28 protein-coding genes are annotated in these 19,141 nt (G+C 63.0%); 25 read left to right on the top strand and 3 right to left on the bottom strand.

Annotated features, from left to right (window positions below; translation table 11 throughout):
* Positions 1–80: 80 nt before the first annotated feature.
* The 21 genes from L0V05_RS04040 (at position 81) to L0V05_RS03940 (ending at position 12,591) form a co-directional block, all read left to right on the top strand.
* Positions 81–704: a TIGR02466 family protein gene (locus L0V05_RS04040; RefSeq protein ID WP_234868799.1), complete on the top strand. Its 624-nt coding sequence runs from the start codon at positions 81–83 to the stop codon at positions 702–704.
* Between the two features lie 169 nt (positions 705–873).
* Entirely contained in the window at positions 874–1,077 is a 204-nt protein-coding gene (rpmC, locus tag L0V05_RS04035) for a 50S ribosomal protein L29 (protein WP_234868797.1), read from the top strand.
* 10 nt (positions 1,078–1,087) lie between these two features.
* On the top strand, positions 1,088–1,327 hold the full coding sequence (gene rpsQ / locus L0V05_RS04030) for a 30S ribosomal protein S17 (RefSeq protein WP_234868795.1): 240 nt from the start codon (positions 1,088–1,090) through the stop codon (positions 1,325–1,327).
* Positions 1,328–1,397: 70 nt separating this feature from the next.
* Positions 1,398–1,766 carry a 50S ribosomal protein L14 gene (gene rplN / locus L0V05_RS04025; protein WP_023666245.1) on the top strand — a complete coding sequence of 123 codons (369 nt, stop codon included), beginning with the start codon at positions 1,398–1,400 and terminating at the stop codon, positions 1,764–1,766.
* Positions 1,766–2,071, top strand: a complete 306-nt coding sequence (gene rplX / locus L0V05_RS04020) for a 50S ribosomal protein L24 (RefSeq protein ID WP_234868793.1) — start codon at positions 1,766–1,768, stop codon at positions 2,069–2,071. The genes rplN and rplX overlap by 1 nt, the downstream gene beginning before the upstream one ends.
* Positions 2,071–2,631 carry a 50S ribosomal protein L5 gene (rplE, locus tag L0V05_RS04015; RefSeq protein ID WP_234868791.1) on the top strand — a complete coding sequence of 187 codons (561 nt, stop codon included), beginning with the start codon at positions 2,071–2,073 and terminating at the stop codon, positions 2,629–2,631. The genes rplX and rplE overlap by 1 nt, the downstream gene beginning before the upstream one ends.
* Positions 2,632–2,650: 19 nt before the next feature.
* Positions 2,651–2,956, top strand: coding sequence for a 30S ribosomal protein S14 (gene rpsN, locus L0V05_RS04010; protein ID WP_234868789.1), 306 nt, complete (start codon positions 2,651–2,653; stop codon positions 2,954–2,956).
* 10 nt (positions 2,957–2,966) lie between these two features.
* Positions 2,967–3,365 (top strand): 30S ribosomal protein S8, encoded by a 399-nt coding sequence (gene rpsH / locus L0V05_RS04005; protein WP_234868787.1) that lies wholly within the window; start codon positions 2,967–2,969, stop codon positions 3,363–3,365.
* A 10-nt stretch (positions 3,366–3,375) separates the two neighbouring features.
* Complete coding sequence (gene rplF, locus L0V05_RS04000) at positions 3,376–3,909, top strand: 50S ribosomal protein L6 (RefSeq protein ID WP_234868784.1); 534 nt, start codon at positions 3,376–3,378, stop codon at positions 3,907–3,909.
* Between the two features lie 11 nt (positions 3,910–3,920).
* Positions 3,921–4,280: a 50S ribosomal protein L18 gene (rplR, locus tag L0V05_RS03995; RefSeq protein ID WP_234868781.1), complete on the top strand. Its 360-nt coding sequence runs from the start codon at positions 3,921–3,923 to the stop codon at positions 4,278–4,280.
* A 10-nt stretch (positions 4,281–4,290) separates the two neighbouring features.
* The gene (rpsE, locus tag L0V05_RS03990) at positions 4,291–4,857 is read left to right on the top strand and encodes a 30S ribosomal protein S5 (protein ID WP_234868779.1); all 567 of its coding nucleotides are present in this window, start codon (positions 4,291–4,293) and stop codon (positions 4,855–4,857) included.
* A 2-nt stretch (positions 4,858–4,859) separates the two neighbouring features.
* On the top strand, positions 4,860–5,054 hold the full coding sequence (rpmD, locus tag L0V05_RS03985) for a 50S ribosomal protein L30 (RefSeq protein WP_234868776.1): 195 nt from the start codon (positions 4,860–4,862) through the stop codon (positions 5,052–5,054).
* 168 nt (positions 5,055–5,222) lie between these two features.
* Positions 5,223–5,666 (top strand): GFA family protein, encoded by a 444-nt coding sequence (locus L0V05_RS03980; protein ID WP_234868774.1) that lies wholly within the window; start codon positions 5,223–5,225, stop codon positions 5,664–5,666.
* A gap of 168 nt (positions 5,667–5,834) precedes the next feature.
* A complete protein-coding gene (gene rplO, locus L0V05_RS03975; protein WP_234868772.1) occupies positions 5,835–6,305 on the top strand; it encodes a 50S ribosomal protein L15 in 471 nt (156 codons plus the stop codon).
* A gap of 112 nt (positions 6,306–6,417) precedes the next feature.
* Positions 6,418–7,779, top strand: coding sequence for a preprotein translocase subunit SecY (secY, locus tag L0V05_RS03970; RefSeq protein WP_234868770.1), 1,362 nt, complete (start codon positions 6,418–6,420; stop codon positions 7,777–7,779).
* Between the two features lie 7 nt (positions 7,780–7,786).
* Positions 7,787–8,437, top strand: a complete 651-nt coding sequence (locus L0V05_RS03965; RefSeq protein ID WP_234868767.1) for an adenylate kinase — start codon at positions 7,787–7,789, stop codon at positions 8,435–8,437.
* A 182-nt stretch (positions 8,438–8,619) separates the two neighbouring features.
* Positions 8,620–8,988 (top strand): 30S ribosomal protein S13, encoded by a 369-nt coding sequence (gene rpsM, locus L0V05_RS03960; protein ID WP_234868765.1) that lies wholly within the window; start codon positions 8,620–8,622, stop codon positions 8,986–8,988.
* A gap of 12 nt (positions 8,989–9,000) precedes the next feature.
* Positions 9,001–9,390 (top strand): 30S ribosomal protein S11, encoded by a 390-nt coding sequence (gene rpsK / locus L0V05_RS03955; RefSeq protein ID WP_234868763.1) that lies wholly within the window; start codon positions 9,001–9,003, stop codon positions 9,388–9,390.
* 114 nt (positions 9,391–9,504) lie between these two features.
* On the top strand, positions 9,505–10,521 hold the full coding sequence (locus L0V05_RS03950) for a DNA-directed RNA polymerase subunit alpha (RefSeq protein ID WP_234868760.1): 1,017 nt from the start codon (positions 9,505–9,507) through the stop codon (positions 10,519–10,521).
* Positions 10,522–10,656: 135 nt separating this feature from the next.
* Positions 10,657–11,076: a 50S ribosomal protein L17 gene (rplQ, locus tag L0V05_RS03945; protein ID WP_234868757.1), complete on the top strand. Its 420-nt coding sequence runs from the start codon at positions 10,657–10,659 to the stop codon at positions 11,074–11,076.
* 126 nt (positions 11,077–11,202) lie between these two features.
* Entirely contained in the window at positions 11,203–12,591 is a 1,389-nt protein-coding gene (locus tag L0V05_RS03940; RefSeq protein ID WP_234868755.1) for a Do family serine endopeptidase, read from the top strand.
* 4 nt (positions 12,592–12,595) lie between these two features.
* On the opposite strand, the gene L0V05_RS03935 is transcribed toward L0V05_RS03940, so the two are convergent.
* The 3 genes from L0V05_RS03935 to L0V05_RS03925 are packed head-to-tail and all read right to left on the bottom strand — an operon-like array spanning position 12,596 to position 14,827.
* Positions 12,596–13,393 carry a 3-methyl-2-oxobutanoate hydroxymethyltransferase gene (locus tag L0V05_RS03935; protein WP_234868752.1) on the bottom strand — a complete coding sequence of 266 codons (798 nt, stop codon included), beginning with the start codon at positions 13,391–13,393 and terminating at the stop codon, positions 12,596–12,598.
* Positions 13,393–13,707 (bottom strand): MocE family 2Fe-2S type ferredoxin, encoded by a 315-nt coding sequence (locus tag L0V05_RS03930; protein WP_234868750.1) that lies wholly within the window; start codon positions 13,705–13,707, stop codon positions 13,393–13,395. The genes L0V05_RS03935 and L0V05_RS03930 overlap by 1 nt, the downstream gene beginning before the upstream one ends.
* 28 nt (positions 13,708–13,735) lie before the next feature.
* Positions 13,736–14,827, bottom strand: a complete 1,092-nt coding sequence (locus L0V05_RS03925; RefSeq protein ID WP_234868748.1) for a fatty acid desaturase family protein — start codon at positions 14,825–14,827, stop codon at positions 13,736–13,738.
* 150 nt (positions 14,828–14,977) lie between these two features.
* On the opposite strand from L0V05_RS03925, the gene L0V05_RS03920 reads away from it, so the two are divergent.
* From L0V05_RS03920 to L0V05_RS03905, 4 genes are all read left to right on the top strand, one after another.
* Positions 14,978–16,012: a LacI family DNA-binding transcriptional regulator gene (locus L0V05_RS03920; protein ID WP_234868745.1), complete on the top strand. Its 1,035-nt coding sequence runs from the start codon at positions 14,978–14,980 to the stop codon at positions 16,010–16,012.
* A 108-nt stretch (positions 16,013–16,120) separates the two neighbouring features.
* Positions 16,121–16,939: a TIM barrel protein gene (locus L0V05_RS03915; protein WP_234868743.1), complete on the top strand. Its 819-nt coding sequence runs from the start codon at positions 16,121–16,123 to the stop codon at positions 16,937–16,939.
* A 75-nt stretch (positions 16,940–17,014) separates the two neighbouring features.
* On the top strand, positions 17,015–17,956 hold the full coding sequence (locus L0V05_RS03910) for a sugar ABC transporter substrate-binding protein (RefSeq protein WP_234868741.1): 942 nt from the start codon (positions 17,015–17,017) through the stop codon (positions 17,954–17,956).
* A gap of 111 nt (positions 17,957–18,067) precedes the next feature.
* A complete protein-coding gene (locus L0V05_RS03905) occupies positions 18,068–19,138 on the top strand; it encodes an ABC transporter permease (protein ID WP_234868739.1) in 1,071 nt (356 codons plus the stop codon).
* Positions 19,139–19,141: the final 3 nt, after the last annotated feature.

Genomic DNA, 19,141 nt, shown 5'->3' with positions numbered 1-19,141 from the left:
CCTGCGTGCTGGCACGCATCCCGTGAATTCCTTGGCCCCTGCCGGAAACGGCGGGGGCCTTTGCCATCAAGGAGCCTGTCATGGCCGAGATTTCCTCGCTGTTCGTCACCCGTCTGTACCGAGCGCGGGTCAATGACCTTGCCAAGCCGAAGATCGACTACAAGGAACTGAAGACCACTTGCGAGGTCATGGCCGACGATGACGAGGCCGGGCAGGCCTGGTGCGAGGAGAACGGCTATCCCGGCTACACCTCCTACGCCTCGCTGAACGACCTGCCCTGGCGGGCGCCGATCTTTGCCGATCTGCAGAAGGCACTCGACAAGCATGTCGCGGCCTTTGTCGAGGATCTGGGCTTCGACCTGCAGGGGCGAAAGCTGAAATGCGACAGCTTCTGGATCAATATCCTGCCGGAGGGTGGCACGCATGGCAGCCACATCCACCCGCATTCGGTGATCTCGGGGACGACTTATGTCGCCATGCCCGAAGGGACGAGCGCGCTGAAGCTTGAAGATCCGCGCCACGCGATGATGATGCATGCACCGCTGCGCCTGAAGTCCGCGCCCGAAACCCTGCAGCCCTTTGTCTATGTGAAGCCCGAGGTGGGCGAGGTCTTGCTCTGGGAAAGCTGGCTGCGCCACGAGGTGCCCATGAACATGTCCGAGGACGAGCGCATCAGCGTCAGTTTCAACTACAATTGGGCGTGACGCGTATCGGGCAACAAAGTTCCCCTTGCCCCCCGGCCACTTCCCCCCTATACGACCGCATCCGCGACTCCGGGGCGACTCGGAGTCGTCGGTTTGTCATTGATCCATCAGGTCTCGGGTGACCCTGCTTTCAGGGGCCCTCTGGTGATTGTGAAAAGGAATACGGCGGATGAACGCCCAGGAACTGAAGACCAAGACGCCCGACCAGCTGCGCGATCAGCTGGTGGCGCTCAAGAAGGAGGCGTTCAACCTGCGCTTCCAACAGGCCACCGGCCAGCTTGAGAACACCGCTCGCATGCGCGCCGTCCGCAAGGACGTGGCCCGCATCAAGACGGTGCTGAACCAGAAAGCCGCTGAAGCGGCCGCGAAGTAAGGGGACCAACATGCCGAAACGTATCCTTCAGGGTGTTGTGACCTCGGACAAGAACGAGCAGACGATCACCGTCCTCGTCGAGCGCCGCTTCAAGCACCCGCTGCTGCAAAAGACCGTCCGCAAGTCCAAGAAATACCGGGCTCACGACGCGAACAACCAATTCAAGGTCGGCGACGTCGTCCGCATCGAGGAATGCGCGCCCATCTCGAAGACGAAACGCTGGACGGTGGTGGTCGAAGCTTCGGCTTGATCGTCACTTTCCGGTCTGAACGAAACCCTGGGGCCAAGACGTCCGGTCCCCAAAGGTCGGGAGAAACCAAATGATCCAGATGCAGACCAATCTGGATGTCGCTGACAACTCCGGCGCTCGCCGGGTGCAGTGCATCAAGGTTCTGGGTGGCTCGCATCGCCGCTACGCCTCCGTGGGCGACATCATCGTGGTGTCGGTCAAGGAAGCGATTCCGAAAGGCCGCGTGAAGAAGGGCGACGTCCGCAAGGCCGTCGTCGTGCGCACCGCCAAGGAAGTCCGCCGTGAAGACGGCACCTCGATCCGCTTTGACCGCAACGCGGCCGTCATCCTGAACAACCAGGGCGAACCGGTCGGCACCCGTATCTTCGGGCCGGTCGTGCGCGAGCTTCGGGCGAAGAACTTCATGAAGATCATCTCGCTGGCTCCGGAGGTGCTCTGATGGCTGCGAAACTCAAAAAAGGTGACAAGGTCGTCGTCCTGACCGGCAAGGACAAGGGCAAGACCGGCGAGATCCTTTCGGTTGCTCCGAAAGACAACAAGGCCGTCGTCGACGGCGTGAACGTCGCCATCCGCCACACCAAGCAGTCGCAGACCAGCCAGGGCGGCCGCCTCGCAAAAGCGATGCCGATCGACCTGTCGAACCTCGCGATCGTTGACAAGAACGGCAAGGCCACCCGCGTCGGCTTCCGCATGGAAGAAGGCAAGAAGGTCCGCTTCGCCAAGACCACCGGGGAGGCGATCTGATGTTGGACGCTGCCACCTATACCCCGCGCCTCAAGGCCGAATACCAGGCCAAGGTGCGTGCCGCTCTCAAGGAAGAGTTCGGCTACAAGAACGACATGCAGATCCCGCGCCTGGACAAGATCGTCCTGAACATGGGCGTCGGCGAAGCCGTCAAGGACACCAAGAAGGTCAAGACCGCCTCCGAGCAGCTGACGCTGATCGCGGGTCAGAAGGCCGTCATCACCCACGCGAAAAAGTCGATCGCCGGCTTCCGCGTCCGTGAGGAAATGCCGCTTGGCACCAAGGTGACCCTGCGTGGCGACCGGATGTACGAATTCCTCGACCGCCTGATCACCGTCGCGCTGCCGCGCGTCCGTGACTTCCGCGGCGTGAAGGGCAATTCGTTCGACGGCCGCGGCAACTACGCCATGGGCCTGAAGGAACAGATCGTCTTCCCGGAAATCGACTTCGACAAGGTCGACGATATCCTGGGTATGGACATCATCATCTGCACCACCGCGAAAACCGACGCGGAAGCGAAGGCGCTGTTGAAGCATTTCAACATGCCGTTCACCAGCTGATCGCGGAAGGATTGAGAGTATGGCCAAGAAATCCATGACCGAACGCGAACTGAAGCGCCAGAAGCTGGTGAAGCAGTACGCGACCAAGCGCGCGGCCCTGAAGGCTGCCGCCACCGACCAGAACCTGCCGATGGAGCAGCGCTTCAAGGCGCAGCTCAAGCTGGCGGAACTGCCCCGCAACTCGTCGGCGACGCGTCTGCACAACCGGTGCGAACTCACCGGCCGTCCGCGCGCCTATTATCGCAAACTCAAGCTCAGCCGCATCATGCTGCGTGACCTGGCCCAGTTCGGCCAGATCCCGGGCATGGTGAAGTCGAGCTGGTAAGGAGGTCGCTATGTCTGTGAACGATCCCCTCGGCGATATGCTGACCCGCATCCGCAACGCGCAACTGCGCGGCAAATCGACCGTCTCGACGCCGGCTTCCAAGCTGCGCGCCTGGGTGCTCGATGTGCTTGCGGGCGAAGGCTATATCCGCGGCTACGAGAAGAACTCGACCGAAAACGGTCAGGGCGAACTCGTCATCAGCCTGAAATACTTCGAAGGCGAGCCGGTGATCCGCGAGATCAAGCGCGTCTCGAAGCCCGGCCGCCGGGTTTACATGGGCGTGAAGGACATTCCTTCGGTCCGTAACGGCCTTGGCGTCTCGATCGTCTCCACGCCGAAAGGCGTCATGTCCGATGCAGCTGCACGCTCTGCCAACGTTGGCGGCGAAGTGCTCTGCACCGTGTTCTAAGGAGGGTTGAATGTCTCGTATCGGCAAGAAACCCGTTGAACTCGCCAAGGGCGTGACCGCTTCGATCTCGGGCCAGACCATCGAAGTGAAGGGGCCGAAAGGCACCCGGACCTTCACCGCGACCGACGACGTGACCCTGACCCTGGCGGACAATGCCGTCACGGTTACTCCGCGCGGCACGTCCAAGCGGGCGCGCCAGCAGTGGGGCATGGCCCGCTCAATGGTCGAGAACCTGGTCACCGGCGTGACCACCGGTTTCAAGAAAGAGCTGGAGATCCAGGGCGTGGGCTACCGCGCCGCGATGGCTGGCAACGTCCTGAAACTGTCGCTCGGCTTCAGCCACGAAGTGAACTTCGAAGTGCCGAAGGGTGTGACCGTCACGTCTCCGAAGCAGACCGAAATCGTGGTGGAAGGCATCGACCAACAGCTGGTCGGTCAGGTCGCCGCGAACATCCGCGACTGGAAACGCCCCGAGCCCTACAAGGGCAAGGGCATCCGGTACAAGGATGAGTTCGTGTTCCGCAAGGAAGGCAAGAAGAAGTAAGGGCGAGAGAAATGGCGAACAACAAGCGAGAGCTGTTCCTCAAGCGCCGCCTGCGCGTGCGGAACAAGATCAAGTCGATGGCCAACGGGCGCCTGCGCCTCTCGGTTCATCGGTCCAGCAAGAACATCAGCGTGCAGCTGATCGACGATGTCAACGGCGTGACCGTTGCCGCCGCCTCGACCCTCGAAAAGGATCTGGGCTTCGTCGGCAAGAACAATGTGGAAGCGGCGGCGAAAGTCGGTGCGACCATTGCGGAGCGCGCCAAGAAGGCCGGGATCGAAGAATGCTACTTCGACCGCGGCGGTTTCCTCTTTCACGGGAAGATCAAGGCTTTGGCCGATGCTGCCCGTGAAGGCGGCCTGAAGTTCTGAGGAGTTAGACATGGCAGAACGTGAAAACCGCCGGGAACGTCGCGAAGACCGTCGCGAGCGGGAAGAGACCCCGGAATTCGCCGACCGTCTGGTGGCGATCAACCGCGTGTCGAAAACCGTGAAGGGCGGCAAGCGCTTCGGTTTCGCCGCGCTCGTGGTGGTCGGTGACCAGCGCGGCCGCGTCGGCTTCGGCAAGGGCAAGGCCAAGGAAGTGCCGGAAGCGATCCGCAAGGCAACGGAACAGGCCAAGCGCCAGATGATCCGCGTCGCCCTGCGTGACGGCCGGACGCTGCACCACGACATCGAGGGCCGTCATGGCGCCGGCAAGGTCGTGATGCGCACCGCCGTGGCCGGTACCGGCATCATCGCCGGCGGCCCGATGCGCGCCGTGTTCGAGATGCTCGGCATCCAGGACGTGGTGGCGAAATCGCTCGGCTCGCAGAACCCCTACAACATGGTTCGCGCGACGATCGACGGCCTGAAACAGGAATCGAGCCCCCGTTCGGTCGCGCAGCGCCGCGGCAAGAAGGTGGCCGACATCCTGAAAAAGCCTGAAGCCGAAGTGGTGGAGGCCTGATCATGGCTGCGAAGAAAACCATCGTCGTCAAGCAGGTGGCTTCGGCTGCCCGGCGTCCGGCCGTCCAGACCGCGACGCTGAAAGGGCTTGGCCTGAACAAACTGAACCGCACGCGCGAGCTCGAGGATACGCCCTCGGTCCGCGGCATGGTGAACTCGATCCCGCACCTGGTGCAGATCATCGAGGAAAAGAACTGAGATTTCAGCCGGGAGTTCCAGCTTCCGCTGACAATCATGACACGCCCCGGATCACTCCGGGGCGTTTCTCATTTCCGCAACGGCGTGCTACGACTTCGCTCAGCCCGGGCTCGGAGGAGGAGAACGGGCGTAAGGATCCTCGTGATCTGGTGGCCAAGGGAGGAATGGATGGCTGCGAAATACTCAGGCGGCTGCGAGCATGTGCATGTCACTGCCAGCGCAGAACCGATCGACAACCACGAATGCCATTGCAACGTCTGCAAGTCCGTGACCGGGCAGCACACGACGCATGTGGCTTTCTTCAACTACAAGGACATCAACGTCGATCACCCCGAGAAGATGAAGCGGGTGCCCTTCAACAAGGACAACCCTAACGGCCCACTGGAAATCTGCCTTTGCAGCGATTGTGGCGCTGTCCTGATGCTGGACGACAAGCAACACCGCATCCGCGTCGCGGTTCCGAATGTCATGGGCTATGACGACGCCAAGTTCCCGAAAGCGACCTATCACGCGTTCTGGGACGAATCCAAAGGCTACCCGGCGCCGCATGATGGCCGCCCCGTCTATGTCGGACTGCGCCCAGAATTCGTCTGGCCGGCTTCGGCGGCCTGACACTTGCGATTCCAGGGTGGGCGGACAGCCCACCCGACGCGGGCTTGCGCTACGGATCGGCTGCGTCTATACGCGCACGGTGGCAATCCGTGCCACGACTCACAATCAAGAAAAGCCGTGTTTGGCCCTTTGGTCGCTCTGGGGTCAGTTCCGGCAAGGAGAAGCGACATGAAACTGAACGAACTGCGCGACAACGAAGGCGCAGCCCGCAAGCAGAAGCGCGTGGCGCGTGGCCCGGGCTCGGGCAAGGGCAAGACCGCCGGTCGTGGTATCAAGGGTCAAAAGTCCCGCTCGGGCGTGGCTCTGGGTGGCTACGAAGGCGGCCAGATGCCGCTCTATCGCCGCCTGCCGAAGCGCGGCTTCACCAAGCCGAACAAGCTGCATTACGCGGTCGTAAACCTGGGCCTGATCGAGAAATTCATCGCCGAGGGCAAGCTGAACGCGAAAGAGACCATCACCGAAGACGCGCTGGTCGCTTCGGGTCTCGTCCGCCGCAAGCTGGATGGCGTGCGCATCCTCGCGAAGGGCGAAATCACCTCGAAGGTGACGCTGGAAGTCACCGGCGCATCGGCAGCAGCGGTTGAAGCCGTTGCGAAAGCAGGTGGTTCGCTGAAGGTGGCGGCAGCTGCGGCCGAATAAGCGGTTGTGAGCGGGAGCGATCCCGCTTACATCAGCAGTGTTTTCCCGCGCCGCCGACCGGAGAACGGTACGGCGGCGCTCTCATACAAAGCTAGCGCAGAAAGTACTGGGCATGGCATCTGCTGCAGAGCAAATGGCGGCGAACCTAAGCTGGGGCGCCCTTGGCAAGGCCACCGACCTTCGCCAACGCATCTTCTTCACGATCGGGCTACTCATCATCTACCGGCTGGGCACCTACATCCCGGTCGCGGGGATCGATGGCACCGCGCTTCTGAGCTTCATGGAAAAGGCGACTGCCGGCATCGGCGGGATCCTGAACATGTTCACCGGCGGCGCGATCAGCCGGATGGGGATCTTCGCCCTCGGGATCATGCCCTATATCTCGGCCTCGATCATCGTGCAGCTTCTGACATCGCTCGTGCCGTCGCTCGAGTCGCTGAAGAAGGAAGGCGAGCAAGGCCGCAAGAAGATCAACCAGTACACGCGCTACGCCACCGTCGCGCTGGCGGCGTTTCAGGCCTGGGGCATCGCGGTTTCGCTCGAGGCTGGCGGTCTGGCGCATGATCCGGGCCTGGCCTTCAAGCTGACCTGCGTGATTACGCTGGTCGGCGGCACCATGTTCCTGATGTGGCTGGGTGAGCAAATCACCGCCCGCGGTATCGGCAACGGCATCTCGCTCATCATCTTCGTCGGAATCGTCGCGGAGATTCCGCGCGCCCTTGCACAGTTCCTGGCGCAGGGCCGCTCGGGCGCGATCTCGACCCCGGTGATCGTCGGTGTGCTTGTGATGGTGGTCGTCGTGATCGCCTTCGTGGTGTTCATGGAGCGCGCGCTGCGCAAGATCCACATCCAGTATCCCCGCCGCCAGGTCGGCATGAAGGTCTACGACGGCGGTTCCAGCCACCTGCCGATCAAGGTCAACCCCTCGGGCGTGATCCCGGCGATCTTCGCCTCGTCGCTGCTGTTGCTGCCGACCACGATCGCGGCCTTCTCGGCCAACTCGACCAGCCCGATCCTGTCGACGATCCTTGCCTATCTGGGGCCAGGGCAGCCGCTGCATATCCTGTTCTACGCCGGCATGATCGTCTTCTTCTCGTATTTCTATACCCACAACGTTGCCTTCAAGAGCGATGACGTTGCGGACAACCTGAAGAACCAGAGCGGCTTCATCCCCGGCATCCGTCCGGGCAAGAATACCGAGGCTTATCTGGAATACGTGGTCAACCGCGTGCTCGTGATCGGTTCCGGCTATCTGGCGCTGGTCTGCATCCTGCCGGAAATCCTGCGCACCCAGTTCGCGATCCCGTTCTACTTCGGCGGCACCTCGGTGCTCATCGTGGTGAGCGTGACCATGGACACGATCAACCAGATCCAGTCACACCTGCTGGCGCACCAGTATGAAGGTCTGATCGAGCGGTCGCAGCTGCGCGGCAAGAAGCGCACCACGACCCGCAAGGCACCCGCCCGTCGCTGAGGACCTCATGCTGAACATCATCCTTCTGGGCCCCCCGGGTGCGGGCAAGGGCACGCAGGCGAAGCGACTGGTCGAAGAACGGGGCATGATCCAGCTGTCGACCGGTGACATGCTGCGCGAGGCGAAATCCTCGGGCAGCGAGATGGGCCGCCGCGTGGCCGAGGTGATGGATCGCGGTGCGCTTGTCACCGATGAAATCGTGATCGGCCTGATCGAGGAACGTCTGGCCGGTTCCGACGGCGCGGGCTTCATCTTCGACGGCTTTCCCCGGACGCTGCCGCAGGCCGATGCACTTGGCCAGCTGCTGGACAGGCTTGGCCAGAAGCTCGATGCCGTCGTCGAGATGCAGGTCGACGATGCGGCGCTGGTTGCCCGCATCACCGGCCGCTTCACCTGTGGCAGCTGCGGCGAGGTCTATCACGACGTCACGAAGCCCACGAAAGTCAGGGGCGTCTGCGATGTTTGCGGCTCGACCGACCTGAAGCGCCGAGCCGACGACAATGAGGACGCGCTGAAGCAGCGGCTCATGGAATACTACAAGAAGACCTCGCCCCTGATCGGCTACTACTATGCCAAGGGCAAGCTGGCGACGGTCGATGGATTGGCCGAGATGGACGAGGTTTCGGTCGCGATCCGGAAAGTTCTTGACAAGCCCTGATCAGGTCGTTCCAGCCCTTGACGCTATGGTGAAAACCCCATAGATCACGGCGTCTCGCAAGAGAATCGTCCGTTTCGACCTGTTCGAGACGGATCAGTCGATCCGGACCGGCCAATGGCAGGGGACCGGAGTTGTGAAAAAAGGTTCTGGCATGACGGAACCGCAACGAAAGGAAGATACGCGTGGCACGTATTGCTGGCGTCAACATCCCCACGGGCAAGCGCGTTCCGATCGCGCTCCAGTACATCCACGGCATCGGGCCGCACTTCGCCGAGCAGATCTGCGAAGCGAACAACATCGACCGCGCGCGCCGGGTCAATGACCTGACCGACGCCGAAGTGCTGGCGATCCGCGAATACATCGACGCTAACTTCACCGTCGAAGGCGACCTGCGCCGCGAAGTCGCGACCAACATCAAGCGCCTGATGGACCTCGGCTCGTACCGCGGTCTGCGTCACCGCCGCAATCTCCCGGTCCGCGGCCAGCGCACCCACACCAACGCCCGCACCCGCAAGGGCCCGGCCAAGCCGATCGCCGGCAAGAAGAAGTAAGGGGGCAGGACAATGGCTCGTGACAAGATCCGCGCGAAGAAGAAAGAGCGCAAGAACATCGCCGCTGGCGTTGCGCATGTGAACTCTTCGTTCAACAACACCAAGATCCTGATCTCGGACGTGCAGGGCAACGCGATCTCGTGGTCGTCGGCCGGCACGATGGGCTTCAAGGGCTCGCGCAAGTCGACCCCCTATGCCGCCCAGATGGCTGCCGAGGATGCTGGCCGCAAGGCGCAGGAGCACGGCGTTCGCACCCTCGAAGTGGAAGTCCAGGGCCCGGGTTCGGGTCGTGAGTCGGCGCTGCGTGCGCTGGCTGCCGTGGGCTTCAACATCACCTCGATCCGCGACGTTACGCCGATTGCCCACAACGGCTGCCGTCCGCCGAAGCGTCGCCGCGTCTGACGCAGGACAACCTTTCCCGGGTCGCGCCCTCGCGCGGCCCGGATTCGTCATTTTGAACCTCGGGTGTCTGCCGCTTACGGACATGGGCGACAGACTGGTATGGAGGCGACACGCATGATCCACAAGAACTGGCAAGAACTGATCAAGCCGACGCAGCTCGACGTTCGGCCGGGTGCCGATCCGTCGCGTCAGGCCACGGTCGTTGCCGAGCCGCTGGAACGCGGCTTCGGCCTGACCCTTGGCAACGCGCTGCGCCGCGTGCTGCTGTCGTCGCTGCAGGGCGCCGCCATCACCTCCGTCCAGATCGACAACGTCCTGCACGAGTTCTCATCGGTGGCGGGCGTCCGCGAGGATGTCACGGACATCGTCCTGAACCTCAAGGGCGTGTCGCTGAAGATGGAAGTCGAAGGGCCGAAGCGCCTGTCGATCTCGGCCAAGGGCCCGGGCGTGGTCACCGCCGGCGACATCTCGGAATCGAACGGCATCGAGGTCCTGAACAAGGATCACGTGATCTGCCACCTCGACGACGGCGCCGACGTGTTCATGGAACTGACGGTCAACACCGGCAAGGGCTATGTCGCGGCGGACAAGAACCGCCCCGAGGATGCGCCGATCGGCCTGATCCCGATCGACGCAATCTATTCGCCGGTTAAGAAGGTCAGCTACGAAGTCACGCCGACCCGCGAAGGTCAGGTGCTTGACTACGACAAGCTGACGATGAAGGTCGAAACCGACGGATCGCTGACGCCGGATGATGCCGTGGCCTACGCCGCTCGCATCCTGCAGGACCAGCTGTCGATCTTCGTCAACTTCGAAGAGCCCGAATCGGCGACCCGCGGCGACGTGGAAGACGGTCTGGAGTTCAACCCGCTCCTCCTCAAGAAGGTGGACGAGCTGGAACTTTCGGTCCGTTCGGCCAACTGCCTCAAGAACGACAACATCGTCTATATCGGCGATCTCATCCAGAAGACCGAAGCCGAGATGCTCCGCACCCCGAACTTCGGCCGCAAATCGCTCAACGAGATCAAGGAAGTCCTCTCGGGCATGGGCCTGCACCTCGGCATGGATGTCGAGGACTGGCCGCCGGAGAACATCGAAGACCTCGCCAAGCGCTTCGAAGACCAGTTCTAAGGCTTCGGGGCGCGGGTTCTTCCGCACCCCTTCAATGCCCGCCCATGCGGGGAACACCTGGGCAATCCCGCCCCAACGACGCCGGTCCCACGCAGGCCGGCAACACAAAGCAAAACGAGACGTTAGGAGACCATCATGCGTCACGCCCGCGGCTACCGCCGTCTGAACCGTACCCACGAACACCGCAAGGCGCTGTTCGCCAACATGGCCGGTGCCCTGATTGAGCACGAGCAGATCAAGACCACCCTGCCGAAAGCGAAAGAACTGCGCCCGATCGTCGAAAAGCTCATCACGCTGGCCAAGCGCGGTGACCTGCACGCCCGCCGCCAGGCCGACGCGCAGCTGAAAGAGGACAAGCATGTCGAGCGCCTGTTTGCCATCCTTGGCCCGCGCTACAAGAACCGTCAGGGCGGCTATGTCCGCGTGCTGAAGGCCGGCTTCCGCTATGGCGACATGGCGCCGATGGCGATCATCGAATTCGTCGACCGCGACCCGAATGCGAAGGGGGCCGCAGACAAGGCCCGCACCGCCGCCGAGGAAGCTGCCGAGGCGTAAGCCACGGCACATCCCGGCAGACTACGGCCCGCCCCAGTGGCGGGCCTTTTCACATCTGCGTGCCCTCCTTGCGGGTCCGGCCGGCTCGGCACATACCTTCAGCGCAATTGCGTCAAGGAGTCCGCCATGCCACCCCGCCTCATCCGCGCCTCCCTTGCCCTTCTGCTGCTCGCCTCTCCGGTCCTCGCCGAAACCGCTGTTCCGCAAAGCCAGATGCAGATGGACCTCAGCTTTGCCCCCGTCGTTCGCTCGGCGGCTCCGGCGGTGGTTAACATCTACACGACGCGTATCGTCGAGGATCGGCAAAGCCCCTTTGTGGACGACTCGTTCTTCTCGCAGTTTTTTCGCGATTTTGCGCCAGCGACGCCCCGTGTGCAGCACTCGCTCGGTTCGGGGGTGATCGTGGCGGCCGACGGGCTGGTCGTCTCTAACTACCACGTGGTCGGAGATGCGAGCGAGATCCGGGTGGTCCTGAACGATCGCCGGGAGTTCGACGCCAAGGTTCTGCTTGCCGACAAGGAAAGCGACCTTGCGGTGCTGAAGCTGGAAGACGCCACCGGCCTGCAGGCGCTGCCCATCCGGGACAGTGACGAGCTACAGGTGGGGGATCTTGTGCTGGCGATCGGCGATCCGTTCGGCGTGGGGCAGACCGTTTCCTCCGGGATCGTTTCTGGTCTCGCGCGGTCGATGCCCTCGGTGGGCGACGGGCACGGGTTGTTCATCCAGACCGACGCTGCAATCAATCCCGGCAACTCTGGCGGTGCCCTGGTCGATATCCAGGGGCGTCTCGTCGGAATAAATACCGCGATCATTTCAAAGACAGGCGGATCGCTCGGCATCGGTTTCGCCATTCCCTCCAATCTCGTGAAGCATTTCGTCGAGCAGGCCCAATCCGGGGCTGCCCGTTTCCAGCGCCCCTGGGCTGGTGTGGCCGGTCAGGCGGTCGATGACAGCATGGCCGAGGCGATGGGATTGGACCGCCCCGAAGGCGTCGCCCTGATCTCTCTCCATCCCGACAGCCCGCTGGCCGCGGCGGGGCTGAGGGCGGGCGATATCGTGCTTTCGGTTGGCGGTGTCGCGGTGAATTCGCCGGAAGAGATGCTGTTCCGGCTAACCACCACCGGGATCGGCTCGACCGCTTCTGTCGTCTATCTGCATGACGCCAAGCAGAACACGGCCTCGATCCAGCTGATCGCGCCGCCTGACACTCCCTCGCGCGATACGCGCACCATCACAATGAACAGCCCGCTGCGCGGCCTGACAGTCGCGAGGATCAACCCTGCGGTGGCCGATGAGCTTGGCCTGCCGCTCGATGTCGAAGGTGTCGTGGCCGCTTCGGTCGATGACATCGCCGAGCGGGCCGGACTGGAGCAGGGCGATATCATCAAGGCCATCAACGGGCATGAGATCGCCACCACCTCCGATGTCGAGCAAATGGCGGAAGATCAGACATCACGCTGGCGGATCGACCTGCTGCGGTCCGGCCAGATGATGAGCCTGCGCTTCCGCCTTTGAGGGCTCAGGCCTGATCGTCCAGCCAGTTGCGGAATGCATCCACAACATCGGGATCACAATCGACCAGATGTTGCGGCGCCGGGTAGCTGCCGTCGTGGACGTCGCCGGCAAACTCGCTGTAGGCCGCAATCCGCTCCTGCTGGAGCCGGGCATGTTCGGCGGCGAAGTCGCGGTAAACCTTGGCGTGACGCGGGATATGCCCCGTGTTTTCACCCAGCACATCCTCCGAGAAGAGGTACTGCGCATGCCCGCCCCGGCCCGCGCCCATCGAAATCAGGAACAGGCTCGTCCTTTCCGCGATCGCTGCCGTTATGGAATGGGGAACAACCTCGATCTCTGCCGCAAAGGCACCGGCCTCTTCCAGTGCCCTGACCTGGCTCCAGACCAGTTGCGCGGTTTCCAGCGTCTTGCCGACGGCCTTGAAACCTCCGGTCCAGGTGCGCTTCGAAGGGATCAGGCCGACATGGCCACAGACCGGGATCGCGTTCTCGGCCAACGCCTGCACGGTGCGCAGCGAACCGGAGCAATACACGGCGTCTGCGCCGTGCTTGTAGAGCGGGAAGGCCCATTTCAGGAAATCGGCCGTGTCGCCGATCTCGTAGAAGTTCTCGCCGGGAAAGGCGAACGCATCGGGCGCCACTTCGCGGAACCGCCGGTCGAAGATCATCGACGGCGGAACAGACAGAAGCTCTACCCCGGCCTCGGCTGCCGCTTCGGCCTCTTCCAGCGTGTCGACGCGCAGCATGGCGTATTGGTGCTTACCGCGGCTGGCCAGAAGGTCGTGAACCGTCGGACGCGCCATCATGCCACCTCGATCAGGATGCGGCCACCTTCGACCTTCACCGGGTAGGTGCGCAGGTTCACGCAGACCGGCGCGCGCTTCGCCTCGCCCGTGCGGTAGTCGAACTGCCCGTTGTGCTTGGGGCATTCGATCAGGTGGCCCATCACCAGCCCGTCGGCCAGATGCACTTGCTCGTGGCTGCACAGACCATCGGTGCAGTAGAACTTGCCCTCAGGTGAATGGTAGATGGCGTATGTCCTGCCCCCGTGGTCGAAGCGGATCAGGTCCTCTTCGTCGATCTCGTCGGTTGCGCAGGCATCAATCCACTGGTTCATCGGTTTTCCTCCCTGTTCCGGTCTGTCGTCATTCCGCCGCGGTCGCGCCCGCTTCCCCAAGGGCGGAGCGGTGGAAATCCTCGCGGTAGGGGCGGGCGGTCGGCGGCAGCTCGCGCTTGAGGAAATAGTCCTCGTAACGCAGTTGCCGCTTCAGCGCGGGCCACATCTCGGCAAAGCCCTCGGCGATCGACCGGTTCGGCGCCGGAAGGTCGTGCTTGATCATCGCGTGGAGCTTCGGCAGCGCGTGATAGGGCACCATCGGGAACATGTGGTGTTCGACATGATAGTTCATGTTCCAGTAGATGAAGCGGCTGATCGGGTTCATGAAGACGGTGCGGCTGTTCAGGCGATGGTCGATCACATTGTCCGCCAACCCGCCATGTTGCAGAAGCCCGGTCATCACATGGTGCCAAGCGCCGTAGAGCCGGGGAAGGCCGATGACCATCAGTGGCAGGATGGACCCCATCCAGAGCGCGAGCCCGATGGTCGCGGCATAGATCACCACCCAGATGCGCGCGACACTGACAACCTTCGGCTTCTCGCTGTCGGGAACGAATGTCGCTTCCTCTGGATCAAGCCGCCCGCTGGCGTTCAGAAGCATCCGCCCCCAGCCGTTCCAGGCGTCCAGAATGCCGAAGAAGTTCAGAACAAGCTTGGCAAAGACTGGCGGGCGCATGATTGCGATCTCGGGGTCGCGGCCGACGATATAGGTGTCGGTATGGTGGCGGGCATGGCTCCAGCGCCAGGTGACCGGGTTCCGCAGGATCATGAACGAGGCGATGTTGTAGACCCAGTCGTTCATCCACGGCGTCTTGAACGCGGTCCCATGGCTGCATTCGTGCCATCGCGAGTCGGAAGCCGAGCCGTAGAGGACGCCATAGGCAAGCCAGAACGGCGCCGACCACCACGAGGGCCAAAGCGCGATCCCGATGCCGGCGAACAGCACCATGCCGCCCAACCACAGGATCGTGTCGCGGATGGCCGGGCCGTCGGAGCGCTGCATCAGCGCCTTCATGTCCTTCCGCGGCACTTCGGTGTGATACCATTCCGCCGCCGCGAGCCCGGTTTCTACCGCACGCTTCGCATCCGGCCCAAGCAGACTGTAATCGCGTCGTGCCATTTCACTCCTCCCACTCCCGCCCCGATCCGGAGCGGCTTCTGCCCCATGATAGAATGAAAATTCCAAGCCGGCCAAATGCAGGAGTTTTGTTCCTCGTCATTTTGCGGCATATTCCGGGGGACGTTTGACGAATTTTCGTCAGGAGGTGACATGCCCCGCCGCCCCGGAATGAGTGAGCTGGCCCAGGCCGCGGGTGTTTCGGTTGCGACAATCGACCGGCTCCTGAATGGTCGCCAGGCCGTTGCCGCCGCAACGCGTGCCCATGTCATCGACGTAGCGCACCGGATCGGTCATCCGGCCGCCGCACGCCTCGGGGCTGCAGGCACCGCGCAACTGCCCGAGATCCGGTTCGGCGTGGTGCTCCACAAGCAGGGCCAGGACTTCTACAAGGCATTCGCACAAGAACTGCATCGCGCCGTGGCCGAGGTTTACTGGGCGCGCCCGCATCTGGTGCTGGAATTCTCGGCGTCTCAGGCTCCGTCCGAGATGGCCGCCCTCCTGCGATCGATGGAAGGGCGATGCGATGTCCTGGCCGCGACGGCGGTGAACCACCCCGAGGTGACGGCTGCGGTCGAAGACCTAAACGCGCGGGGCCTGCGGGTCTTCTCGCTCCTGTCCGAGTTCGCGCCTTCGGTGCGTGCCGGCTATCTGGGGCTCGACAATCTCAAGGTTGGCAGGACTGCAGGCTGGCTCATGGCACTGACGGCGCGGCAGCCCGGAAAGGTCGCCCTGTTCGTTGGTGGGCATCGCTGGCACGGGCACGAATTGCGCGAATCGGGGTTTCGGAGCTTCCTGAGGGAATGTGCACCCCATCTGGATGTCACCGACACGATGGTGAACCTCGAAACCCGGCAGCTGACCTACGAGGCGACGCTGGCGCTGGCCGCTCGCCATCAGGACCTGCGGGGCGTCTATGTCGCGGGCGGCGGGATGGAGGGTGCAATCGCGGCGCTGCGCGAGCTACGCGCGGCGGGGCGTATCGCGCTGATCGTCAGCGCCCTTACGCCCGAGTCGCGCGCCGGCCTGGCCGAAGGGCTGGTGGACATGGTGATCGACACGCCTCTCGACCGCCTCTGCCGCGCCCTGTTCCAGACGATGGGCGATGCGGCTCTCAACCGTCAGGCCGAGGCGAGGATCGGCGAAATCTTCCTGCCTCCGCAACTGCACGTCGCCGAGTCGATCTAACCGACATACGGGTCGATCCGGCAAATTGGAATTTTTCATTTGCTTTGTGCCAAATTTGGAATATCAATTCCATCGCAACGAGCAAGTTGCGGGGGGGATGAGATTCGCATGCAGCCATTCGCGCTGAACCACATGACCACGCCGCGCATGGGCTGGCAGGCCTTTGCCGATCTGGCCAGCGCGCTTGGATGTGTCGGGGTGGAATACCGCAACGATCTTGGTCGGCCGCTGTTCGAAGGAGACGATCCGGCCGCAGTCGGCGCGGCGCTGCGGCAGCGCGGCTTGCGGTTTCTGGCCCTTGCTGAAGTCAAGATGTTCAACGACTGGTCCGATGCCAAGCGCGCCGAGGCTCAGGCGCTGATGCGCGTCGCCGTCGCCGCCGGAGCCGAGGCGGTGAGCCTGATCCCCCGAAATGACGGGATCGCAACCGGCAAGACAGAGCGTATGTCGGCCCTGCGTCTGGCGCTAACCGAGTTGCTCCCTCTGCTACGGGCGAACGGCCTGAGGGCCATGGTCGAACCCCTGGGCTTCGAGGTCTGTTCCCTTCGGTTCAAGGCCGATGTGGTTGATGTGATTGAAGCGCTTGGAGCAACCGACACATACAAACTGGTGCATGACACGTTCCACCATCACCTTGCGGGCGGGGGGCCGATCTTCCCGCAGCATACCGGCATCGTCCATGTGTCGGGCGTCGTCGACAGGGGACTGAGCGTCAGCGAGATGCGCGACGGGCACCGGGTGCTGGTGGATGCAGATGACCGGCTCGGCAATATCGCCCAGATCCGCGCGCTTCAGTCAGCTGGCTATTCCGGGCCGATCAGCTTCGAGCCTTTCGCCGCCTCGGTGCACGAGCTTCGCGATCCTGCGGCGGCCCTTCGAACGTCGATGGAATTCATCGACAGATCGGTCGCCGCGGCAAAGGTCTAGGAAGATTACCCGCCCGACAGGGCGTCCGGCAGGGAGAGCATGGTGGGGCCGGACACCGACAGTGGAGGAGAGAACATGAAGAAGACCCTTCTGGCCGCGGGCCTTGTCGCCCTGATGGGCACCACCGCGATGGCGCAGAACGTCGGCGTGTCCATGGCCAAGTTCGACGACAACTTCCTTACCGTGCTTCGCAACGGCATCCAGGCCCATGCCGATGCCTCGGGCATCAGCGTCCAGATCGAGGATGCGGGCAACGACGTGGCCAAGCAGCTTGACCAGATCAACAACTTCATCGCCTCGGGCGTGGATGCGATCGTCGTGAACCCGGTGGACACCTCGGCAACTCAGGCGATGTCGGACGCTGCCGCAGCTGCCAACGTGCCGCTGGTCTATGTGAACCGCCAGCCGATCAACGTCGACAGCCTGCCGGACAACCAGGCCTTCGTCGCGTCGAACGAAGAGGAATCCGGCACGCTCGAAACCATCGAAGTCTGCCGCCTGCTGAAAGAGCAGGGCAAGACCGAGGCCAATGTCTATGTGATGATGGGCGAACTGTCGAACCAGGCCGCCGTCCAGCGCACCAAGGACATCCACGACGTGATCGCCGCCGGCAAATGCGAAGTGAAGCTCAACATCATCGACGAGCAGACCGCCAACTGGAGCCGCGACGAAGCGCAAAGCCTGATGACCAACTGGCTGTCGACCGGTACCGCCTTCGACGGTGTTATCGCCAACAACGACGAAATGGCGATCGGCGCCATCCAGGCCATGAAGGCCGCCGGCCTTGACATGAAGACGATCGTCGTCGGCGGCGTGGACGCGACGCAGGACGCGCTGGCCGCGATGCAGGCGGGCGATCTGGACGTGACGGTCTTCCAGAACGCCGCCGGTCAGGGGCAGGGATCGCTCGATGCCGCCGTGAAGCTCAGCAAGGGCGAAGCGGTGGACCAGAAGGTCTACATCCCCTTCGAACTCGTGACGCCGGCCAATATCGGCGACTACCTCGCCAAGAACTGACGAGCGATCGGGGCGGCTCCGCAGCCGCCCCGCCATCTTCCGTCGCTCGCGCGCAAGACGCGAGTGCACGGATGTGCAACAATCGACATGGGTGGAAGAGGAGGGCAAGCCGTGGCGCAAGTGACGCATGGCCTGGGTGGTCTCAAGTATGATCCCGGCAAGAAGGCGCGGCCGCAGGAGCTCAACGTCCTGGTCGCCCTGGTCGTGATCGTGGCCGCCTTCGAGATCCTGGGCAGGCTTCTCATGGGCGACAGCTTCCTGTTCAACACGCGGGACAACATCGACACGCTGTTCAACCAGCAGCGCCTGTCGATCATCATCCTGCAGGTGTCAATCGTGGGGGTCATCGCCATAGGCGTGACCCAAGTCATCATCAGTGGCGGCATCGACCTGTCCAGCGGCTCGGTCGTCGGCGCCACCGCGATGATCGCGATGAGCTTTGCCCAGACCGCGATGGTGAATGGCCAGCCAAACCCCAAGGCCATCTTCGGCGACTGGGCGATGGATCTGCCGGTGATCGTGCCGGTCCTTGTCGGCCTTGGCTGCGGTCTGATCGCCGGATTCATCAATGGCAGCCTGATTGCATACACGCGCATCCCGCCCTTTATTGCCACGCTCGGCATGATGGTGACCGCCCGCGGCCTGTCGCGCTGGTGGTCGAACGGCAACCCGATCTCCTTCCCGACCGAATCCTATGCCGCGATCGGAAAGGGCATGATGCCAGTCGCGATCTTTGTCGCGCTGGCGATCCTATTCCACGTCATCATGACCTACACGAAATACGGAAAGCACTGCTACGCCATCGGCTCGAACGAGGCTGCGGCGCGGATGTCGGGGATCAACGTCAATCACCACAAGGTGCTGGTCTATGTGATTGCCGGCATCCTCGCCTCGCTGGCCGCGGTCGTTCTGAGTTCCAAGAACCTTACCGCGCAGGCCGGCATGGGGGTGATGTACGAACTCGACGCCATTGCCATGGCTGTCATCGGTGGGGTCAGCCTTTCGGGTGGACGCGGATCGATCATCGGCACCGTGCTGGGCGCGCTGATCTTCGGCGTCATCATCTCGGGCTTCACCTTCCTCAAGCTCGACGCTTACTACCAGGAGATGGTGAAGGGCGTGATCATCGTGGCCGCCGTGGTGCTTGACCAGTGGCGCCAGCAGCGGCGGACGAGGGGGTAACGC

It is taken from the genome of Alitabrizicola rongguiensis, assembly GCF_021491355.1.
Taxonomy (GTDB): Bacteria; Pseudomonadota; Alphaproteobacteria; order Rhodobacterales; family Rhodobacteraceae; genus Aliitabrizicola; species Aliitabrizicola rongguiensis.
The sequence above is the reverse complement of the archived record's forward strand: the minus strand, read 5'-3'. Positions and strand labels throughout refer to the sequence as shown.

What these genes read in the sequence shown, in the direction of transcription:
- L0V05_RS04040 (WP_234868799.1), top strand. Translation starts at nt 81, where the DNA reads ATGGCCGAGATTTCCTCGCTGTTCGTCACCCGTCTGTACCGAGCGCGG.
- rpmC (WP_234868797.1), top strand. Translation starts at nt 874, where the DNA reads ATGAACGCCCAGGAACTGAAGACCAAGACGCCCGACCAGCTGCGCGAT.
- rpsQ (WP_234868795.1), top strand. Translation starts at nt 1,088, where the DNA reads ATGCCGAAACGTATCCTTCAGGGTGTTGTGACCTCGGACAAGAACGAG.
- rplN (WP_023666245.1), top strand. Translation starts at nt 1,398, where the DNA reads ATGATCCAGATGCAGACCAATCTGGATGTCGCTGACAACTCCGGCGCT.
- rplX (WP_234868793.1), top strand. Translation starts at nt 1,766, where the DNA reads ATGGCTGCGAAACTCAAAAAAGGTGACAAGGTCGTCGTCCTGACCGGC.
- rplE (WP_234868791.1), top strand. Translation starts at nt 2,071, where the DNA reads ATGTTGGACGCTGCCACCTATACCCCGCGCCTCAAGGCCGAATACCAG.
- rpsN (WP_234868789.1), top strand. Translation starts at nt 2,651, where the DNA reads ATGGCCAAGAAATCCATGACCGAACGCGAACTGAAGCGCCAGAAGCTG.
- rpsH (WP_234868787.1), top strand. Translation starts at nt 2,967, where the DNA reads ATGTCTGTGAACGATCCCCTCGGCGATATGCTGACCCGCATCCGCAAC.
- rplF (WP_234868784.1), top strand. Translation starts at nt 3,376, where the DNA reads ATGTCTCGTATCGGCAAGAAACCCGTTGAACTCGCCAAGGGCGTGACC.
- rplR (WP_234868781.1), top strand. Translation starts at nt 3,921, where the DNA reads ATGGCGAACAACAAGCGAGAGCTGTTCCTCAAGCGCCGCCTGCGCGTG.
- rpsE (WP_234868779.1), top strand. Translation starts at nt 4,291, where the DNA reads ATGGCAGAACGTGAAAACCGCCGGGAACGTCGCGAAGACCGTCGCGAG.
- rpmD (WP_234868776.1), top strand. Translation starts at nt 4,860, where the DNA reads ATGGCTGCGAAGAAAACCATCGTCGTCAAGCAGGTGGCTTCGGCTGCC.
- L0V05_RS03980 (WP_234868774.1), top strand. Translation starts at nt 5,223, where the DNA reads ATGGCTGCGAAATACTCAGGCGGCTGCGAGCATGTGCATGTCACTGCC.
- rplO (WP_234868772.1), top strand. Translation starts at nt 5,835, where the DNA reads ATGAAACTGAACGAACTGCGCGACAACGAAGGCGCAGCCCGCAAGCAG.
- secY (WP_234868770.1), top strand. Translation starts at nt 6,418, where the DNA reads ATGGCATCTGCTGCAGAGCAAATGGCGGCGAACCTAAGCTGGGGCGCC.
- L0V05_RS03965 (WP_234868767.1), top strand. Translation starts at nt 7,787, where the DNA reads ATGCTGAACATCATCCTTCTGGGCCCCCCGGGTGCGGGCAAGGGCACG.
- rpsK (WP_234868763.1), top strand. Translation starts at nt 9,001, where the DNA reads ATGGCTCGTGACAAGATCCGCGCGAAGAAGAAAGAGCGCAAGAACATC.
- L0V05_RS03950 (WP_234868760.1), top strand. Translation starts at nt 9,505, where the DNA reads ATGATCCACAAGAACTGGCAAGAACTGATCAAGCCGACGCAGCTCGAC.
- rplQ (WP_234868757.1), top strand. Translation starts at nt 10,657, where the DNA reads ATGCGTCACGCCCGCGGCTACCGCCGTCTGAACCGTACCCACGAACAC.
- L0V05_RS03940 (WP_234868755.1), top strand. Translation starts at nt 11,203, where the DNA reads ATGCCACCCCGCCTCATCCGCGCCTCCCTTGCCCTTCTGCTGCTCGCC.
- L0V05_RS03935 (WP_234868752.1), bottom strand. Translation starts at nt 13,393, where the DNA reads ATGGCGCGTCCGACGGTTCACGACCTTCTGGCCAGCCGCGGTAAGCAC.
- L0V05_RS03930 (WP_234868750.1), bottom strand. Translation starts at nt 13,707, where the DNA reads ATGAACCAGTGGATTGATGCCTGCGCAACCGACGAGATCGACGAAGAG.
- L0V05_RS03925 (WP_234868748.1), bottom strand. Translation starts at nt 14,827, where the DNA reads ATGGCACGACGCGATTACAGTCTGCTTGGGCCGGATGCGAAGCGTGCG.
- L0V05_RS03920 (WP_234868745.1), top strand. Translation starts at nt 14,978, where the DNA reads ATGCCCCGCCGCCCCGGAATGAGTGAGCTGGCCCAGGCCGCGGGTGTT.
- L0V05_RS03915 (WP_234868743.1), top strand. Translation starts at nt 16,121, where the DNA reads ATGCAGCCATTCGCGCTGAACCACATGACCACGCCGCGCATGGGCTGG.
- L0V05_RS03910 (WP_234868741.1), top strand. Translation starts at nt 17,015, where the DNA reads ATGAAGAAGACCCTTCTGGCCGCGGGCCTTGTCGCCCTGATGGGCACC.